This is a genomic window from Bifidobacterium sp. C0047B3 (assembly GCF_056590535.1).
The window spans coordinates 53,658-69,531 of record NZ_JBWPWH010000005.1 but is presented as its reverse complement, the minus strand read 5'-3'; the positions used below and the strand labels follow the sequence as shown (position 1 = coordinate 69,531).

Below are 15,874 nucleotides of genomic sequence, written 5' to 3'. Positions count from 1 at the left end.
AACCTCTTTCGTTGAGTTGTATTTTTTTAATTTTGCAAAATTAACTAATTCTTTAGTATTTAACTTTTAAGAATTGCGCGAATTTCTTTAGCGTTTTTTGCTTGCGCAAGTTCTCTAGTCTTCACAGGATTAGACAAAGCTGCAGCAACCGCGGACATAACGCCAATATGCTCATTTTCATCGTGACCTGCAAGACCAATTACTAAAGAGACCGGATCGTTGGCAGTGTTACCAAATTTAACAGGCGTACTTAAACGAATCCAGCTCAAACCACTTTTTAACACTGCTTCCGACGGGCGCGAATGCGCCAAAGCCAAGCCTGGGGCAATAACAATATACGGACCCATTTTTTCAACTGTCTCAATCATCTGATCCGTATATTCATCAGTAGTAAAGCCAGACTCCTTCAAAGCATTGCCCGCAAGACAAATAGCATCACGCCAATCTTTCGCTGCAATATCAAGGTTTACTGCAGAATCCGGGAGAAGCTCATCAATATCAGCACTCATATTTTCTCTTTTCTAAGCATGTTAATTATTCTTGATTATTTCTGATTGGTAATCGAATTTTTAATGTTTTTCGTAACAATCATATTTTGAATTACTCCCTTGGCTTATTCTTGCATGATTGAGTGGTAGAACTTTCCAGCTAAAGCCTCATGAGCTTTAGCTTTAGCTTCATCAAATGTAGTTTGAGCAAGTTCTGCTCGAACATCGTCCAAGGCAACTGGCGTCATAGAAAGCGAGTTAACACCGAGACCTGTGAGAACAACCGCTAAGTCTGGATCTGCTGCAGCTTCTCCACACACTCCGACTGGCATGCCGTGTGAATTACCAGCATCAGCAATCATTTTGATTGCGCGCAACACTGCAGGGTGCCAAGCAGTTTGATAATTAGAAACAGACCCAAGGGTTCTATCTGCTGCAAGAGTGTATTGCGTCAAATCATTCGTTCCGATAGATACAAAATCAGCGACTTGAGCAACCTCCTCGGCAACAAGAGCAATAGAAGGCACCTCTGCCATAATGCCAACCTTTTTAAGACCTTTAGATTTACCAAGTTTTACAAAATATGCTGCTTCATGTTCGTCTGAAACCATTGGAGCCATCACCCATAAGTCAGCATTCGTCACAGCATCAGCACGAGATAATGCCTCCAGCTGACCATCTAGAACATCCATATGCTGTCTTAGAGTACGCAAACCTCGAAGTCCGAGAGCAGGATTTGGTTCATCTTCAGGAGTCAAGAATGGTAACGGTTTATCTGCTCCAGCATCAAGCAATCGAATAACAACTTTCTTGCCTTCAAACTGAGATAGTAACTCTGTATAAGATTCTGTTTGTTCTTCTATACTAGGCGGTTGCTCGTTACCAATAAACAGAAATTCCGTTCGAAATAGACCTACTCCTTCTGCTCCATACTCATGAGCAGTTACGGCATCTGAGGGCTTTCCTACATTTGCCAAAAGAGGAATCAAATGACCATCTTTTGTACTTCCAGGCAATCCACGCAATTCACGAGCACGGCTTAAACGCTCACGAGACTCTTTAACATGCGCGATCTCTTCTTCACTAGGACTGCTTATAACATGACCATTAACGGCATCTACTACAACAATTTGATGATTCTTCAGCTGAGAGGCATCGTGTGCTCCAACAACAGCAACAATTCCACGAGCACGAGCAAGAATAGCAGTGTGACTTGTAGGACCACCATCAAGAGTGACAATTGCCTGAACCTTGCTTAAATCAAGTGAAGCTGTATCAGCAGGTGAAAGATCCCTAGCAACCAGCACAAAAGGCGAATCACTTTCCGGCACACCAGGAGCTTCAACACCAATCAAAGATGCAATAACACGCTGGCCAACATCATGCAAATCTCCTGCACGCTCAGCCATGTAACCACCAAGATTACGCAACATGTCTTCAAATTGTGCGAACCCTTCCCAAGTGGCACGTTCAGCTGTTTTCCCCTTATCAATACCAGATTCAATTGCACTTATTAACGCTGGATCGATGGCCATCTGTGCAAGAGCTTGCATAATTGGTGCTGCTTTTCGAGTCCCCTCATCCTTTGCTTCAAGAGCCTCACTTGCACGATGGCTTAGGTCTTTATTTACTTCATTTAAAGCATTTTTAACAGCCTTTTTTGCATCCTCAGCCAACACACTAACAGCACGAGGAGAATCCTCTGGCTCATGCAAAGCAGGTGCCATACACAATACTTCACCATATGCCATCGAGCGCCCAATGCCAACACCAGTGATTACCATACTTAAAACCCTCCTTTAGGTTTAGAAACTTTATTACGGCCGCAACGCCGCATAAGCATTTCTTGTAGGTAAACGTTTCTTACTAATGAAACTATACACCATTAAAAACGTTGTTACAACAAGTGAAAACGTTTTCTGTATTTTTCAATTAATTATGCTACACTTAATGTTGAAAATAGCAAACAAAAAAAACCTTAAGAAAAAATATGGTTTGCTTTTATATGAAAAATAAAAATAAAAGCAGAATTTGTTAATTATTATTCAAAGGAGAAAAAATGGCAATTGCAACTCGTACTGTTACTATTGAAGACCCAGTTGGAATACATGCTCGCCCAGCGTCAGAATTTTCTCAAGCCGCGATGTCCTCAAATTGCATTGTAACGATTGCGAAAGGCGAAGGTACCCCTGTAAGTGCGAATAGCATTCTTTCAATTATGGGATTGGGTATTACTAAAGGAGATTCAATCACAATTACCGTTGATGGTGAAGACGCTGAAAATGTAGCTAACAATCTTGTCGATGTAGTCACGAAAGGCGAATAATATAAATAAATAAGTGTACATAAACTGACAAATAAATAATATTCAATTTGCGGTGCTGTTTACCAATAATTACAGCACCGCACTTATTCGGGGGCAAATATGACAAATCAAACTAATCAAAACGCCTCCATAACTCATGTAGCAGCTCTTGCAAAAGTCTCAATTGCAACAGTATCTCGTGTACTTTCTGGTAGACGAGCCAAAGATGACGATATCGCAAAACGCGTAAGGAAAGCCGCAGAGCAGCTTAATTATTCAGTAAATTATGCAGCAAGCGCATTAAGAAGTGACACAACTAATACAATCGGCGTAGTAATAGGCACAAGCAACGTAGATGATTCATTCAGTGTAAATATGCTTTCTGCATTGGATGAAGCAGCTCATGAAATAGATAAAATACTTCTTGTTGGAACTGGAAAAGACGCAGAAGCTCAAGAAGAACGCATAGAAGAGCTTATCGGTCATAATGTTGACAGTCTTATTGTCATGCCATCTAACAATAGTGATTTAACAAAAACACTTGAAAACTACGTTGACAATCTTCCCATTGTGCAAATTGGTGGCACTGCTACTTCATTCCACGTCAATTGGGTTGGCATGGATCAAGAATCAATGATGGAAGCTGCTTTAATACATCTTTCGCATCACGATGCCCATAATATTGCTTATTTAAGTGGAAATGTTGACTCCACACAAAGCGCAAACCTATTTGCCAATTTTCAGACTGCTGCAAGCCGATTAAGTTTACTTTCTGAGCCAGATTGGACAACTTTTGGAGAACTTACTTATCAACGTGGATTCAAGGATACAATGCGGCTTTTTTCTGATTCTACTGCTAAGCAATCTCGCAAACCAGACGCTGTTATTTGCGCAAATGACGCTGTCGCACTTGGAGCACTTCTAGCTTTAGATGAGCTTTCTTTGCAAGTTCCGCAGGATGTTCTCGTAATAGGTTACGGAGATAGCAGACAGGCAGAAATATCTGAACCAAAGCTTTCTTCAATCCGTCCTCCGTACCAGCAAATTGCACGCGAAGCAATCCGCCTAACCGCTGTCAACAAATCAGAGCAACATTGGTTACCTGCACATATGGAGTTTAGACCGGAAATCATGCGACGCGAATCGACAAATTCACCAAGAATAGGCACAAGCGATATGTCACTTCCGTGGAGGATATGATACTTTTGTATTTTATTGACTTTGCAAAAGTGAGCAAAATAGCGCTTCAAAAACAAGAGTTGCGTTACCATTTCTCGAAAGCCGACGACGAGCAGTAGAAATGCTGTCAACACAACCCAAGGCACTACTTGCTGTCATACTTTGTGCCAACTGGACAATTCTAGACTTGTATTCCTGATTTATAATTGGCGAAGACTTTTGCGCGTCGTTAATAATAACTAAAACATCTCTATACACACTATCAATTGCATCAAGAGAACGGCATAACACGTCACGGCTTACACGAGTTACTTTACGTTTTACGTCATCCTTTTTCCCAATTGCATTGTAGAGTGCGCGCAATTTGGGCGGAATGCGATCCTCATCGCCTAATCCGTTAATCCTGCGAAATTCTTTCTGCTGAGCATCAACATTTCGCTGAACCTCATCTTCTGCTTGTGCTTTTGCATCGTCAATAAGCATTGCAGCAAGCATAATTGCGTCTGCAGCATCATGCATACGAAGCAATCCTGCAACAAGCTCATCTCGCCTACTTAAAGCACGCTCATCGCTTGCGTAAATAAAAGCAGTTGCTATATTCCCTTGAGAAAGCCTAGCTGCACGATTTGCTAGCTTATTGTCCGCATCCGTTTTTTTGATAAGATATTCTGCTATAGCCTGCTCATTTGGAGTAGCTAATTGCACAAGTTGTGTACGCGAACGAATTGTTGGAAGCACATCCATAACACTTGAAGCGCATAAAAGCCAAATCGTATGCTCGCTTGGCTCTTCAATCTCTTTAAGAAGAACGTTCGTGCTACGTTCCAACATTCTGTCAACATCTTCAATAATTATGATTCGCCAAGGAGCAGTGCTAGGCATCTGCTCAGAAATCCCAATTGCCTCACGTACATCGTCAATACTAAGAGTTACGCCTTTTGTTGCAAGCGTATGCACATCAGGATGCGATCCTGCTAAAACTTCTTTGGCAGTTTTACTAAGCTCACCTTCGCCGCTAATTCCATCACTGCCTTCTCCATGATCAGGACTTTCGAGAGCTGCAGCGAAAGCGCGCGCAACTTGCGCACTACCGAAGCCAGCAGCTCCGCAAATCAGCCAAGATTGCGCTATTTTGCTAGCATCCGCACAAGCAATTTTTCGCAGTCTAGAAACTACCTGTTCTTGCCCAATAACGCTATCCCACACACTCATCGCTTCACCCCCTGCATAGCTTCTTTACTTCTTCACTTTATAAAGTTCGCTACTTTATTTAGTTTCAATTTCTTCAATTAAGTTATGTACGTCTTGCACAATAAGTTCAGATAATGATTTCGCTGAGAACGTTGCGTCTAATACGCGATAACGATCTGCAGATTCCTGCGCTAAATCTAAAAATGCTTCTCTAGTGCGACGTGCGAAATCCATTCCAGCTGATTCCATGCGATCTTGCTCGCGATGCAAACGTTTAAAAGCATCTTCCGGTTGCATATCTAGCAAATAAGTGCGATTAGGCCACAGAGAATCCGTCGCCCACTCACTTAAAGTTCGCACATCATCCATAGTCAATTCGCGACCGCCTGCTTGGTAAGCAAGCGAAGAATCAATATAACGATCCGTTATTACTACTGCACCACGGCTAAGTGCAGGGCGAATCACTTGCGCAACATGCTGTGCACGATCCGCAGCAAAAAGCAAGGCTTCTGTTCTGGCAGATACACTCGTGCCATGCAACAGTATTTCGCGCAAAGACTTTCCAAGATCAGTACCACCAGGCTCGCGCGTCACTACAACTTCTCGCCCCAAAGATTGCAAATAATCCTTAAGAGCCTCAACTTGCGTAGTTTTGCCAACACCATCAATGCCCTCGAAAGAAATAAATAAGCCCTTATTTGCATAAGATTGCTCGCTTCTGCAGCCGCAGTTTCCTCCGCAAGCGCAGCCACCAGAAAAATCGTCATTTTTAGATGCCATATTTTTGACTCCATATGCAAGGTTTATTTAATCTTTAGATTTCATTCCTATGCTTTTTTAGCGGTAGATTTTTTCGCAGTAGTCTTCTTTGTAGAAGTTTTCTTTGCTGTAGATTTTTTCGCAGTAGACTTCTTTTCAGAAGATTTTGCAGTGCTCTTAGTCGCACGCTTTTTGCGTTTTACTGGACCTGCGGCACGCTTTTGCGCCAAAAGTGCAAACGCATCCTGCGGATCAATCGATTCAGGCGTATACTGCTTTGGCAAAGTGCGATTCGTTTCACCATCAGTGATATAAGCTCCGTAGAAACCATCCTTAATCACTACTGGCTTTCCAGTTTCAGGATCTGCACCAAGCTCACGAAGAGGCGGCTTGGCGGCACCACGAGTACGCTTACCGTACTTTGGTTGCGCAAATAAATCTTTCGCTTCTTGCAAAGTAACAGTAAAAATAGCATCTTCACTAGAAAGAGATCGCGTATCCGGCTTAGATTCCACAGTTTCTCCAGCAGAAGTATCTACAGCAGAATATGTTTTAGTTAAATATGGACCATAACGACCATTATTTGCTTCGATACGAGCTAGTTTCACAACGCCTTCTGCATCAACTTCTTCATACTCGCCAACCAAACGTGGCAAATTCAAAAGTTGCAACGCTTCTTGTAAAGTCAAAGTCGCTGGGTCCATGGTTTTAAACAAAGAAGCCATTTTTGGACGAGCTTTAGCAGACTTAGAAGCCTTAGAAGATTTAGAATCTTCCGCATTATCCTGCTCTTCTACCAGTGCAACGTACGGACCGAAACGACCGTTGCGCACTTCTACGTTCCCACCTGTTTCTGGATCTACTCCAAGCACACGTGGACCTTCAGCATTATTCTCAAGCAATTCTCGAGCAGCATCAACAGTTAACTCATCTGGAGCTAAAGTTTCTGGCAAAGAAGCGTGACGAGGGTTGCCTTCAGCATCAAGATTCTTAATGTCTTCCAAGTAAGGACCATAGCGTCCAATACGCACATGCAAACCATCACCAATGTCTATGGTATTTATTTCACGCGCATCGATTTCACCAAGCTCTGCAACCTGCTGTTGCAAACCAATATGAGCTTCATCAGCTGAATTAGCAGCACCCTCACCAGAACCGAAATAGAATCTAGTTAACCAATCGCGACCGGTTTCTTCACCGTGCGCAATTCTGTCCAAACCATTTTCCATATCAGCAGTAAACGCGTAATCAACATACTTCGGGAAATTCGCTTCCAAAAGCTTAATTACAGCAAAAGCAAGCCAAGAAGGAATTAACGCACGTCCACGCTCATACACGTATCCGCGATCGATAATCGTGGAAATAATAGTTGCGTAAGTAGAAGGGCGACCGATTTCCTTAGCTTCCAGCGTTTTAACTAAAGAAGCTTCGGTATATCTTGCAGGAGGCTGAGTTTCGTGAGAATCCGCACTAACACTTTTAGCTTCAAGAACATCCCCAGCTTGCATTTGAGGAAGCGCCTTATCGCTTTCACCTTCAGTTGCATGCGCATTGCCAAAAACCTTCATAAAACCAGCAAAAGTAATTACTGTTCCAGAAGCTTGGAACAAAGCTTCACCATATTCTCCAGCAGAAGCATTTAACTTAACAGTTGCAGTAAAACCTGTAGCATCAGCCATTTGTGACGCAAGGGTTCGTTGCCAAATAAGCGTATACAATTTCAGCTGATCCGCAGGTAATTTATCCGCAAGCTCATCCGGGCTTAAGAAACGCGCTCCAGCAGGACGAATACATTCGTGAGCTTCCTGCGCTCCTGCAGACGTCGTTGCGTACTGCTTAGGAGATTGCGAAACATACTCGTCGCCAAACGCTGCACGAGCGGCACTACGCGCAGCTTCGATAGCTTCTTTGGAAAGCGTTACGGAATCCGTACGCATGTAAGTGATATAGCCGTTTTCGTATAAAGATTGCGCAGCTCGCATAGTTTGGCGAGAGCTCATTGAAAGTCGGTTTCCAGCAGTTTGCTGCAAAGTTGATGTAGTAAAAGGCGGCAAAGGACGGCGACGATACGGCTTCTTTTCCATAGAGTCAACTACAAAATCTGAATTTTCAAGAGCTTTAGAAAGCTTAGATGCAAAATCAGCATCAACATGCAAAGCTTTTTGTGATTCATCTTTTGTAGAAACCAACTCACCTTTTGAATTGAAATCTTTAGAACCAGCCAGACGACGACCAGAAAGCTCGCTCATGCGCGCTTCAAAATCAACACTTTCACCATCTGAGCCTTTAGAACTTAAAACCGCGCTAATATCCCAGTAAGACGCCTTAGTAAACGCCATACGCTCGCGTTCGCGCTCAACAATAAGCCTAGTAGCAACAGACTGCACGCGTCCAGCAGAAAGACCAGGACCAACTTTCCTCCACAAAACAGGAGAAAGCTCATATCCATACAAACGGTCTAACACACGACGAGTTTCTTGCGCGTCAACCATATTGTCGTCAACATTTCGAGTATTACTAAGCGAGGCTTGAATTGCATCCTTAGTAATCTCATGAAACACCATACGCTTTACTGGCACAGTTGGCTTCAACGCTTCTACCAAATGCCACGCAATAGCTTCACCTTCGCGATCCTCATCAGTTGCCAGATATAATTCGTCAGCTTTTGCGAGCGCAGACTTTAAATCGGAAACAGTTTTCTTTTTATCTGAGCCAACTACGTAATATGGCGCAAAACCATGATCGACATCTACACCAAACTTGCCAAACGCCGCTTTGCGTGAGGCTGGAACTTGGCTTGGCTGAGCGAGATCGCGAATATGCCCAACTGAAGCCATGACGGTGTAACCATTGCCTAAATACCCGCCAATTTTTCGCGCTTTCGTGGGAGACTCCACAATGACTAGCTTATTCTGTGCTGCCATATTCGCTCCTTTCCTAACACAATCGAACATATAATCCGAACTATATGTTTCACGCTAACTGTATCGCAACTTAAGTTATACGTCTATTACATTCCACCTCGGTGGATAAAAGCAGATAGAGTAGACAATATTACTTAGAAGCAGATGGAGGCGTCGGCGGAGCGCCTACTAATCCAAGCCTACTCAACGGCGAAGCTGTAGAGTGACGCATTACCATAATTACGCCAAAAACAAGCAAAGACACACCTATAATCAGCCAATAAGTTGCTACATAAGATGTGCTTGCAGCCCATTGAGCAAAAATATCAACACCAGGAAGAATTTGCCATATTAAATAAGTTGCATACAAACACGCCAACACACCAATCGTAATCATAGAGCTTCCTACAATTTGAACGCTGATTGAGGAACGTCGATAAGCTGGCATATCCATTCCACTACTGCGCGTGCAAGCGAGCATAATAAGCGTTACAGCACCAACGATAAGCAATGACATAAGAACGTCAGAAACTCTATGCCAATGCGCCGCAACCAAAGAAAGTTCCACAAGAACACTTATAAAAGCTGCAGCTACTGACGCCCACGCGCGCCAAACACGCGAAACTGCACAAATAAGCAACGCACATGATGCAGTAATAAGTAATGTATGACCTGAAGGTGCTGAATTTGCAGCCAAATATTCAATACTTATAAGCATTGGGCGAGGAAGAATTTTTTTCAATGGTTCAGCAGCAGCCGAAAGAATAATAATTCCAGCGCATTGACCAAGAAGCCACCAACGCTTACGAATACAAACTACTATGAGTGAAACAAGAGCAATTATTATGCCAGCAACTATAACAACCATAGAAACGCTTATAGGTCGCAAGCAAAATGCAAGCCAAGATGGCATACCATGAGAACCAAATCCATCAATTACCATTTCCTCATAGCTTTGACCAAGTACTGTTTGCACACTAATAAACCATATGAACGCAGCAGAAGCCAAGAAAACAATTGCAATAGCAACACACCACAATATGGTAGATATTCGAGGACGCTTTACGAGTGGATCAAGCTGATCAATATCATCTGCATCTGATTGAGAATCTTTAGAAGATAACTGATTAGTCGAATACGACAAATCGGACGAGCCTTGCAAACCAGACAAATTAAACAAATCAGACGAGCCAGAAAGATCAGACAAATCAGACAAATCAGATTGACGTTTAGTTTGTTTCACAGACTGTTTCGCAGACTGTTTAGAAGATTTTTCTTCATTATTTTCTGGGAATAAAGGCGATATTTTTTCGTCATTATCCTCAGATGAGATTGGAGAAAATGGCGTAATAGTATTAATCGAATCCAAAGGATGCGAATAGGCATTACCTTCATTGTTGCGATTAATATCTTGCGAAGTTTCGCCTACTGACAGCGCATCATTTTTCTCAGCAGAATCATCATGCTGATTGTCAATGCTATTTGATTGAATTTCTGCAAATTCTTCACTCATACTTTAGACTTTACGACAGTATTTGCAACCGCGCTAGTTTTACATATAATAAAACCTCCGCGCACCCACCAGAGGCCACTTACCCTTGCTGCATTTCTGCCCTGGGGGGATTGGGTGACTTAGTGCCACACGGAGGCTTTATCTATATTACACGATTTTCGCTACATGTCGAGTAGTAATAAATTATGCGCGCCACACGCTCTTGCCATGTTCTTTTGCAAATTCAGTATCTTCATCAAGCTGAGACTCGTTAGCTTCAACATCACCAGCAATATAGCGTTCAACTAATTGGCGAGCTTCGCTATCTTCATGCTGAACTGCAGGAGACTTCATAAAGTACGAGCTTGGCGCCAAAATTGGGCCAGAAAGCTTACGATCCAAAGCAATCTTTGCAGCACGAACAGCATCGATTACAATACCTGCGGAATTTGGAGAATCCCAAACCTCAAGCTTGTACTCCAAATTCAAAGGAACATCACCAAAAGTAGTACCTTCCAAACGTACGAAAGCAAACTTGCGATCGTCCAACCAAGCTACGTAATCCGAAGGCCCAATATGAACATTATGCTCATCCATTTCATGAGGCACGATTGAAGTTACGGCACGAGTCTTAGAAATCTTTTTAGACTCAAGTCTTGAACGCTGAAGCATGTTCATAAAGTCCATGTTTCCGCCAACATTCAGCTGATACGTGCGATCCAAGCGCACACCACGATCCTCAAAAAGTCTAGCCATAACGCGGTGAGTAATAGTCGCACCTACCTGACTTTTAATGTCATCGCCAATAATAGGAACTCCAGCATCACGGAACTTTTGCGCCCACTCAGGGTCAGAAGCAATAAAGACTGGCAAGCAGTTTACAAATGCGCATCCAGCTTCCATCGCAGCAGTTGCATAAGCTTTATCGGCTTGCTCAGATCCTACTGGAAGATAAGAAACAAGCACATCCACGTGCTTATCTCGCAAAACTTGAGCAACGTCAACAGGTTCAGCTTCGGACTCATCAATCATTTCACGGTAATAATCACCGAGACCGTCATAAGTTGGGCCACGCAATACTTCTACACCCAAATTTGGTACATCAGCAAAACGAATTGTATTGTTTTGTGAAGCGCCAATTGCTTCACTTAAATCATGCCCAACCTTTAGAGAATCAACATCAAACGCCGCAACAAACTCAATATCGCGCACACGATACTGACCAAATACAGCGTGCATCAACCCTGGAATTTTCTCACCGTCATCAGCGTTTTTGTAATATTCAACGCCCTGAACCAGCGACGAAGCACAATTGCCGACACCGGCAATGGCAACGCGGATGCTCATATAGACTCCTTGCCCTGCAAAATAAGCGACATTACATTATGCCGCACCATACACATTTCATAATACTATTGCTTTAACAAATATGTACTAATATTAAATATTTTTAATCTTTTCTAAACAAAAAACATGCTGTTTTGTAGAAAAATTCAACACCGGACGCTACGGTGGAATGTATGGTTGCACGTAAAGATGGAAGACGAGCGTCTACTTCGCATGAGAAAGCTACTCGAAGCATATCGTCACAATCACAAAAAAATACGAATATGCCTTCACCTGTCCCACCACGAGGACAAGAATCATATCGTCCAAATTCGTATTCTTTTGAATCAAACAAAAGCAGCCGTAATTCGAGATTCGAACGTTCTCGCGCAGCAACACGCAGAAGGCGTCGTAGAACTTGGCGAGGCAGACATCCTATTATTTTTTGGGCACTTATCGTTATTTTTGTGCCAATTTTGTTAGGCGCAATTGCTTTTGCTTATCTGTATGCAACTACAGACATACCGGCACCAGACAAAGTTGCTATGGCAGATAAGACGAAAGTATATTATTCAGATGGCAAAACTGAATTAGGTTCTTTTGCTGAGCAAAATCGCGAAATTATCAATTGTTCAGTACTTCCTAAATATGTTGGTAAAGCAATAGTTGCTTCAGAAAATCGTTCCTTCTACCACGATGGCGGAATAGATTTTAAAGGAATTGGACGCGCACTACTTCATAACGTCACAAAGCACGGGCGTTGGGGCGGCTCAACTATTACGCAACAATATGCGGAAAGATATTATCTCGGTGAAACAAAAACTTATTTTGGAAAGCTAAAAGAAGCTATTTTAGCTTTGAAAATTGCGCAAACTCAAGATAAAGATACAGTACTTTGCAATTATATGAATACTATTTACTTGGGTAGAGGAGCATACGGAATTCAAGCCGCAGCTAAAGCATATTTCGGTATAGAAGCAAAAGATTTGTCACTTTCGCAAGCTGCACTTTTAGCAGGTATTATTCCAGCACCAAGTAGCTGGGATCCTGCAATTGGTCCAAAAGAAGCAGGCATTCGTTTTAAGCGCGTGTTACGCATTATGAAAGAAGATGGCTACATTACAGCTTCTCAAGCAGCGCAAGCAAAAATGCCTAAAACTATTACTCAGACGACTCAAAACATTTACGCAGGTCAACAAGGTTACTTATTGCATATGGTTCGCGATGAGTTAACTAGGAATGGTGCTTTTACGCAGGAAGATCTTGACAGCGGCGGATATCGCATTATTACTACTATCGATAAAGCTAAGCAAGATTTAATGTTCAAAGTTGCAAGTCCTTCTCAAGATGGACGAGGAATTGTGCCAGAAGGACTGCAAGTTGGCGGAATTTCAATAAACGCAAAAGATGGTTCAATCATTTCCGTTTACGCAGGAGACGATTATCTAAAGAAACAGCTTAATAACGCTACACAAGCGCTTTACGAGCCGGGCTCTACTATGAAGCCTTTTGCGCTTATGGGAGCAATTCAGGCTGGCACTAGCTTGGATACGATGTTCAATGGCAATTCTCCACGCAAGTTTGATGGTATCGATAAACCTGTTGGAAACTTTGCAAACATGAGCTACGGCACAATTAACTTATATAGTGCAACTGCAAATTCTGTGAACACAGTGTATATGGATTTGCAAAGTAAGCTTGGTGCTAAGAAAGTTGCTAATACTGCAGTTATGGCAGGTTTAAACCCTGAACGCGTCAATGGTGATAATCCGTTTACTGTTCTTGGAAATGATTCTGTTCATGTAAGCGAAATCGCGCGCGCATATGCAACATTTGCAAACCAAGGAAGACGCCCAGATTTGCATATTGTTGCCAGCGTAAAAAATCCTGACGGTAAAGAGTTCTACCGCGCACCAACAGCTGGAAAGCAAGTATTCTCACCAGCCGATGCCGCTCTAGCTACAAAAGCAATGATTGGCGTAGTGCAACATGGTACAGCAACCGAAGCTCGCTCTGTAGGTAGAGAAATCGCAGGAAAGTCTGGAACAGCAAACGACGAAACTGCTGGTAGCTTTGTAGGATTTACGCCAAATATTGTTACAGCATTTGCCATATGGAATCCAGATGCAAAAGGTAGCCCACAAGTAATTAAACCGTTCCACGGATATCTTGGAGGAAGCGACTACCCTGTGCACATGTTTACAAGATACATGCGCCAAGCGGTGATAGGAACCCCGAATACTAAATTCCCTGAAGCAAAAGACACAGGCAAAATTGGCGGACCTGATGGAAAATGGGGATTAGGCGAACAACGCGCATTCACACATGCAAAAACCGAGGATGAAGATAAAGATAAAAACAAGGACAAAGATAAGGACAAGGACAAAGGCAAAGACAAAGATAAAACTTTAGACCTTGATAGCCAGCTGTATGGTCATGACGATTCATCATCGGGCGGCGTTGGCAGCTACGACAATAATTCTGGCGGTCATAGTTACGACAATAACTATGACACAACTGGAGGAAACTAGTAAATTAACTGTAGCTATTTATAAACAAAACTGTAGCTAATTTACAAACAGATATGTGAATAGCTAGCTAAGTAAATAGCTAAATAGTTTGTTAATTAGTTTTGATAGCTTATTAATTAGTTTCGGCTCAAAACAATGTTCTCAAGCATTTTAGCAGTAATATTTTCATAACCGTTAAGTTCTGCATGATGCTTGCTTTCAGATATGTTTGCGCGCGAAAAACCTGTTTGCGCAATTACAGTTGCTCCGGAATTAATTGCAGCAGTAAGACCAGATAGAGAATCTTCTATGGCAATGCAATTAGCCATCTGCTTTGCAACTTCCTCATCCGTGCCCTCAATGCCAACCATTTTCCCTGCAGCAAGATAAGGCTCAGCACTAGGCTTCGGCTTAAATCCATCATCTCCACACACGTACCCAGCGAAAGCACCTTCTGGAGCATGATTCACAATATTTTCAACCAAACAACGCGGCGAATTGCTAACCAAAATTGAAGGAATGCCAGCATCCGTAAGACTTTTAAGCACGTCTAAAACTCCTGGGACCCAAGGCACGGATTCAGCTTCACGAGCAGCAACGTAATCAACCATGCCTTTGCCAATTTCTTCTACTGTAAGTTTTGTGCCACTTGGAATCATCTTATTGGCAACAGTGTCAAGAGATCCGCCAGAGCATTCCCAAGCTAAATCTTCATCCCAATATCCACCGTATTTTTTTACTAAATAAAATTCCGACTCATGCCAATACGGCTCTGAATCTATAAGAGTGCCATCCATATCCCAAAAAACTGCACGCAACACATGTTTTTCTTCACTAGAGTTAAGAGTATTTGCACACACATTCGTCGTCTGTTCAGCCATTCACAATCCTTCATATTGCATATATTTGCTTTAGCTTTTATAGTGCATATTTTTTCGCACTAATTCTGCATTACTTTTCGCACTATTAATTCTTCTCGCTAATTCTCGCTAACTAATTCTTCTCACTAATTCTCACTAACTAATTCTTCTCGCTAATTCTCGCTAATTCTCACTTAAGCACAATAAGTAGCCATGCCTACGTTACTATATGCTCCACGCTCTCCACAACACCACAGATTTTTCATCCGAAGACTTTTGATTTTTATAATTATTGTTATAACTTTCCGAAGAATACGACGAAGGTAGTGCTCGTCTCTCTGTAAGAATATCTCGCCTCCAGCGACGCGCATTGCGAGAACGCTGCATTTCCACAATGTCACCATCTGCATTTGCAGCAAAAATGTTACGCTCTGAAGACTCTGCAGAATCTAGCAAATGCCTCACTTGCCTTTTAAGCTGTCGATTTTCTTCTTGCAAATCAAGTATTTGCATGATGCCAGCAAGATTAATGCCTTCATTTTGGCTTAAATGCTGAGTTTGCACAATCCTGTCTATATCTCGCAAAGAATAGCGGCGAGCGCCACCTTCAGTTCTATGCGGCATTATTAAATGAAGCCGATCATACTGTCGTAAAGTTTGCGGATGCGTATTGGTTAGGCGTGCCACGTGGCTTACGGTAAATATTGGCAAATCAAGAACAAATCCTACTTCATCTGCCCCGTCAAGCGTTGCAGTACCACGCACTAAAGCAACTGCACACATTTCATACAGTGCTTTAGTTTCACGCGTTATTGGTGTCATAGCACGCCTTCCTTTGCCCTTTTAGTATGTTTAAAGCAC

General features: G+C 42.5%; 12 protein-coding genes and 1 other RNA gene. 3 read left to right on the top strand and 10 right to left on the bottom strand.

The features are described 5' to 3' along the window. Positions 1 to 59: 59 nt before the first annotated feature. Both AC1EKT_RS05765 and ptsP read right to left on the bottom strand, forming a co-directional pair. A complete protein-coding gene (locus tag AC1EKT_RS05765; RefSeq protein ID WP_004108034.1) occupies positions 60 to 509 on the bottom strand; it encodes a PTS sugar transporter subunit IIA in 450 nt (149 codons plus the stop codon). Between the two features lie 104 nt (positions 510 to 613). Further along, positions 614 to 2,272, bottom strand: a complete 1,659-nt coding sequence (gene ptsP / locus AC1EKT_RS05760) for a phosphoenolpyruvate--protein phosphotransferase (RefSeq protein WP_481616198.1) — start codon at positions 2,270 to 2,272, stop codon at positions 614 to 616. Positions 2,273 to 2,547: 275 nt separating this feature from the next. Between ptsP and AC1EKT_RS05755 the strand changes: the two genes are divergently transcribed. Further along, positions 2,548 to 2,814 (top strand): HPr family phosphocarrier protein, encoded by a 267-nt coding sequence (locus tag AC1EKT_RS05755; RefSeq protein WP_004108039.1) that lies wholly within the window; start codon positions 2,548 to 2,550, stop codon positions 2,812 to 2,814. Positions 2,815 to 2,913: 99 nt separating this feature from the next. Further along, the gene (locus AC1EKT_RS05750) at positions 2,914 to 3,993 is read left to right on the top strand and encodes a LacI family DNA-binding transcriptional regulator (protein ID WP_004108041.1); all 1,080 of its coding nucleotides are present in this window, start codon (positions 2,914 to 2,916) and stop codon (positions 3,991 to 3,993) included. A gap of 12 nt (positions 3,994 to 4,005) precedes the next feature. On the opposite strand, the gene AC1EKT_RS05745 is transcribed toward AC1EKT_RS05750, so the two are convergent. The 6 genes from AC1EKT_RS05745 to AC1EKT_RS05720 all read right to left on the bottom strand — a co-directional run bounded on the left by AC1EKT_RS05745 (position 4,006) and on the right by AC1EKT_RS05720 (position 11,664). Next, positions 4,006 to 5,184 (bottom strand): DNA polymerase III subunit delta', encoded by a 1,179-nt coding sequence (locus AC1EKT_RS05745; protein WP_481616197.1) that lies wholly within the window; start codon positions 5,182 to 5,184, stop codon positions 4,006 to 4,008. A gap of 54 nt (positions 5,185 to 5,238) precedes the next feature. Then, a complete protein-coding gene (tmk, locus tag AC1EKT_RS05740; protein WP_481616196.1) occupies positions 5,239 to 5,943 on the bottom strand; it encodes a dTMP kinase in 705 nt (234 codons plus the stop codon). Between the two features lie 47 nt (positions 5,944 to 5,990). Then, positions 5,991 to 8,846 carry a type I DNA topoisomerase gene (topA, locus tag AC1EKT_RS05735; RefSeq protein WP_481616195.1) on the bottom strand — a complete coding sequence of 952 codons (2,856 nt, stop codon included), beginning with the start codon at positions 8,844 to 8,846 and terminating at the stop codon, positions 5,991 to 5,993. 130 nt (positions 8,847 to 8,976) lie between these two features. Continuing rightward, positions 8,977 to 10,338, bottom strand: a complete 1,362-nt coding sequence (locus tag AC1EKT_RS05730) for a phosphatase PAP2 family protein (protein ID WP_481616194.1) — start codon at positions 10,336 to 10,338, stop codon at positions 8,977 to 8,979. Positions 10,339 to 10,383: 45 nt separating this feature from the next. Next, positions 10,384 to 10,480: signal recognition particle sRNA small type (gene ffs, locus AC1EKT_RS05725), an RNA gene on the bottom strand. A gap of 41 nt (positions 10,481 to 10,521) precedes the next feature. Further along, on the bottom strand, positions 10,522 to 11,664 hold the full coding sequence (locus tag AC1EKT_RS05720; protein ID WP_119527554.1) for an inositol-3-phosphate synthase: 1,143 nt from the start codon (positions 11,662 to 11,664) through the stop codon (positions 10,522 to 10,524). Positions 11,665 to 11,837: 173 nt separating this feature from the next. Between AC1EKT_RS05720 and AC1EKT_RS05715 the strand changes: the two genes are divergently transcribed. Then, positions 11,838 to 14,174 (top strand): transglycosylase domain-containing protein, encoded by a 2,337-nt coding sequence (locus AC1EKT_RS05715; protein ID WP_481616193.1) that lies wholly within the window; start codon positions 11,838 to 11,840, stop codon positions 14,172 to 14,174. A 116-nt stretch (positions 14,175 to 14,290) separates the two neighbouring features. On the opposite strand, the gene AC1EKT_RS05710 is transcribed toward AC1EKT_RS05715, so the two are convergent. Both AC1EKT_RS05710 and AC1EKT_RS05705 read right to left on the bottom strand, forming a co-directional pair. Then, positions 14,291 to 15,034, bottom strand: coding sequence for an HAD family hydrolase (locus tag AC1EKT_RS05710; RefSeq protein ID WP_391496052.1), 744 nt, complete (start codon positions 15,032 to 15,034; stop codon positions 14,291 to 14,293). A 204-nt stretch (positions 15,035 to 15,238) separates the two neighbouring features. Further along, positions 15,239 to 15,835, bottom strand: a complete 597-nt coding sequence (locus tag AC1EKT_RS05705; protein WP_421784937.1) for a heat shock protein transcriptional repressor HspR — start codon at positions 15,833 to 15,835, stop codon at positions 15,239 to 15,241. Positions 15,836 to 15,874 lie beyond the last annotated feature (39 nt).

Excerpts from the sequence above, each read along its gene's own strand:
- AC1EKT_RS05765 (WP_004108034.1), bottom strand. The coding sequence starts at position 509 with ATGAGTGCTGATATTGATGAGCTTCTCCCGGATTCTGCAGTAAACCTT.
- ptsP (WP_481616198.1), bottom strand. The coding sequence starts at position 2,272 with ATGGTAATCACTGGTGTTGGCATTGGGCGCTCGATGGCATATGGTGAA.
- AC1EKT_RS05755 (WP_004108039.1), top strand. The coding sequence starts at position 2,548 with ATGGCAATTGCAACTCGTACTGTTACTATTGAAGACCCAGTTGGAATA.
- AC1EKT_RS05750 (WP_004108041.1), top strand. The coding sequence starts at position 2,914 with ATGACAAATCAAACTAATCAAAACGCCTCCATAACTCATGTAGCAGCT.
- AC1EKT_RS05745 (WP_481616197.1), bottom strand. The coding sequence starts at position 5,184 with ATGAGTGTGTGGGATAGCGTTATTGGGCAAGAACAGGTAGTTTCTAGA.
- tmk (WP_481616196.1), bottom strand. The coding sequence starts at position 5,943 with ATGGCATCTAAAAATGACGATTTTTCTGGTGGCTGCGCTTGCGGAGGA.
- topA (WP_481616195.1), bottom strand. The coding sequence starts at position 8,846 with ATGGCAGCACAGAATAAGCTAGTCATTGTGGAGTCTCCCACGAAAGCG.
- AC1EKT_RS05730 (WP_481616194.1), bottom strand. The coding sequence starts at position 10,338 with ATGAGTGAAGAATTTGCAGAAATTCAATCAAATAGCATTGACAATCAG.
- AC1EKT_RS05720 (WP_119527554.1), bottom strand. The coding sequence starts at position 11,664 with ATGAGCATCCGCGTTGCCATTGCCGGTGTCGGCAATTGTGCTTCGTCG.
- AC1EKT_RS05715 (WP_481616193.1), top strand. The coding sequence starts at position 11,838 with ATGGTTGCACGTAAAGATGGAAGACGAGCGTCTACTTCGCATGAGAAA.
- AC1EKT_RS05710 (WP_391496052.1), bottom strand. The coding sequence starts at position 15,034 with ATGGCTGAACAGACGACGAATGTGTGTGCAAATACTCTTAACTCTAGT.
- AC1EKT_RS05705 (WP_421784937.1), bottom strand. The coding sequence starts at position 15,835 with ATGACACCAATAACGCGTGAAACTAAAGCACTGTATGAAATGTGTGCA.